This is a genomic window from Parasphingorhabdus sp. (assembly GCF_041748495.1).
Lineage (GTDB): Bacteria > Pseudomonadota > Alphaproteobacteria > Sphingomonadales > Sphingomonadaceae > Parasphingorhabdus.
In genome coordinates, this window is record NZ_JBGTDD010000149.1 from 1 (window position 1) to 2524 (window position 2524).

Annotated in this window: 3 protein-coding genes; 1 reads left to right on the forward strand and 2 read right to left on the reverse strand. The window is 63.2% G+C overall.

The annotated features are described in order from the left end of the window. A partial coding sequence (gene hemW, locus ACEW8J_RS13400; RefSeq protein WP_373492149.1) for a radical SAM family heme chaperone HemW occupies nucleotides 1-1072 on the reverse strand: 1072 nt, incomplete at its 3' end. Nucleotides 1073-1111: 39 nt separating this feature from the next. Between hemW and ACEW8J_RS13405 the strand changes: the two genes are divergently transcribed. After that, the gene (locus tag ACEW8J_RS13405) at nucleotides 1112-1699 is read left to right on the forward strand and encodes a CAP domain-containing protein (protein WP_373492150.1); all 588 of its coding nucleotides are present in this window, start codon (nucleotides 1112-1114) and stop codon (nucleotides 1697-1699) included. A 163-nt stretch (nucleotides 1700-1862) separates the two neighbouring features. On the opposite strand, the gene rdgB is transcribed toward ACEW8J_RS13405, so the two are convergent. Beyond that, on the reverse strand, nucleotides 1863-2492 hold the full coding sequence (gene rdgB / locus ACEW8J_RS13410) for an RdgB/HAM1 family non-canonical purine NTP pyrophosphatase (protein WP_373492151.1): 630 nt from the start codon (nucleotides 2490-2492) through the stop codon (nucleotides 1863-1865). Nucleotides 2493-2524 lie beyond the last annotated feature (32 nt).

A 2524-nucleotide genomic window follows, 5' to 3' on the forward strand; every position in this document is an offset into this window, starting at 1 on the left:
GCGCTGCTGACGCATCGAGCAAGCCCAGTTCGGTGAGCTGATCGACCGCTTTCTGATCCACCATCTGCGTCGCCGTCAGCCCGGTTTTCTTTTCGAGCGCCTGCAAATCCACGCCCTCGGCCAGCCGCAGCCCCATCATCAGCGCTTCCATCGCGCGCGTCGCCTGCGACAGCGCTTTCTCGAGCTTCAGTCCATTGCCATTGCGGTCCACCGCGGAGAGATAATTCTCAGGCTTCTTGTGGCGCTCGGTCGCGCTCCTTAGTCTCCGTCCGTGCGCGCCGGGGCCGATGCCGATATAATCCTCGTACCGCCAGTAGGTCAGATTGTGGCGGCTTTCCTGACCGGGCCTGGCGTGGTTGCTGATTTCGTAAGCGGGCAACCCCGCTGCTGTCATGACACTTCGGGTCAGTTCGAACAGGTCGGCGCAATGGTCATCGTCGGCGGGAACCAGCGCCCCGGTCCGCACCAAAGTCTCGAACCGCGTCCCCGGCTCGATGGTCAGCTGGTACAGCGACAGATGCCCGGTGCCAAAGCCCAGCGCGCGGTCCAGCTCCGCCTGCCAGTCGGCCAGCGACTGCCCGGGCCGCGCATAGATCAGATCAAAGCTGACCCGGTCGAACGCCTGCTGCGCGGTTTCGAGCGCGGCAAGACCCTCCCGGACATCATGCGCTCGCCCCAGAAACTGCAGGGTCTGATCGTCGAGCGACTGCAGCCCCAGCGACACCCGGTTGACGCCCGCTCGGGCCAGTTCGTGAAAATTCGCTGCCTCGACCGAAGACGGATTGGCCTCCAGCGTGATCTCTATATTGTCTTCAAAGCCCCAATGGCGCTCCGCCGCCGCGATCAGCTGTTCCACCAGCGCCGGCGGCATCAGTGACGGCGTGCCGCCGCCGAAAAAGATACTCGAGAGCTTGCGCCCCGGCACCAGCGCCGCCTCATGCGCCATATCGGCGAGCAGGGCCGCCTGCCAGGCCGGCACATCAACTTGATCGCGGACATGGCTGTTGAAATCGCAATAGGGACATTTGGACACACAGAACGGCCAGTGGATATAGAGGGCAAGACCCCCCATATTGCTCCTGTTCAGATTTTCGATTGTAGAGGCCATCTCATGCATATTATCCGCGCCCTTAGCGCTATCCTTTTCATCATGCCAGCCATTGCGGCCTGTTCTCCGGCACCATCGCAAAGCCCGTCGCCGACAACGGTGGTCGAACCGCGCGCCAGCATGGAACCGAAACCGCGCGGCGAGAGCCGGTTGCAAAGCGCGATGATGCGGGCCCATGATCAAGTCCGGGCCAAGGTTGGCGCGCCGAATCTGGTCTGGAACAGTGAACTGGCAAGGGACGCCGCCGTCTATGCCGCAACCCTGGCCCGAACCGGGAAATTTGCCCATGATCCGCAGACGGGACGCAATCCCCGGCAGGGCGAAAATCTCTGGATGGGCACGCGTGACGCTTATGGCTATAGTGAAATGGTCGGCGCCTGGGCCGACGAGGACCGCTATTTCAAGCGCGGCCGGTTCCCCGACAACAGCAGCACCGGCACCTGGGGCGATGTCGCCCATTATACCCAGATGATCTGGCCGACCAGCCAGCGGATCGGCTGCGCCCTGGCCAGCAACGACCGCAATGACTATCTGGTCTGCCGCTACAGTCCCGCGGGGAATATCGTCGGTCGGGATCCATTGCGGGGCTAGGCTTTCTGCTCCGCACTGGATGCGGAGCTGTGGAGGCGGAGACCGGTGGTTGCTGCTAGAGCTCCGCATCAAGTGCGGAGCACAATTCGTTAGTCCTGAGCTTGTCGAAGGACGCCTTTCGACGCACAGTGCACCTCGACAGGTTCAGTGCGAACGGCAATAATTACAGGCAACTCGCAACCAGCTTCCGAAACGCCTCCGCCCGGTGGCTCATCGCCTGTTTCTGCGCCGGGTCGAGCTCGGCAAAACTCTGCTCCATGCCAATCGGCTGGAACACCGGATCATAGCCAAATCCCAAAGTCCCGCGCGGCGGCCAGACCAGATTGCCCTGAACCCGTCCCTCAAAAACTTCCGAATGGCCGTCTGGCCAGGCCAGCGCCAGAGTCGCGACAAAATAGGCGCTGCGGTCGACATCGGGCCCTTGCTCGGCCAGCAGCCCCTCGACCTTGCCCATCGCCATATACCAGTCGCGGCCCGGCTCGCCTTCGAACCACTGCCGCTCGGCCCAGTCGGCGGTGTAGACCCCCGGCTTGCCGTCCAGCGCCGCAACACACAGCCCGCTGTCATCGGCCAGCGCCACGCAATCGGCTCCCACTGCGCTCGCCCGCGCCTTGAGCAGCGCATTTTCCGCGAATGTGGCGCCGGTTTCGTCCGGTTCCGGTAATCCCAGATCGCCGGCCGACACCGGCTCGATCCCGTACGGCTCCAGCAAAGCGCGGATTTCCCGCACCTTGCCCAGGTTATGGCTGGCGATGATCAGGCGTCCGGGGCAGAGTTTCCGCGGCAGGGTCATGAATGTTTATTTTCCGGTCGCCCAGAGCCTGT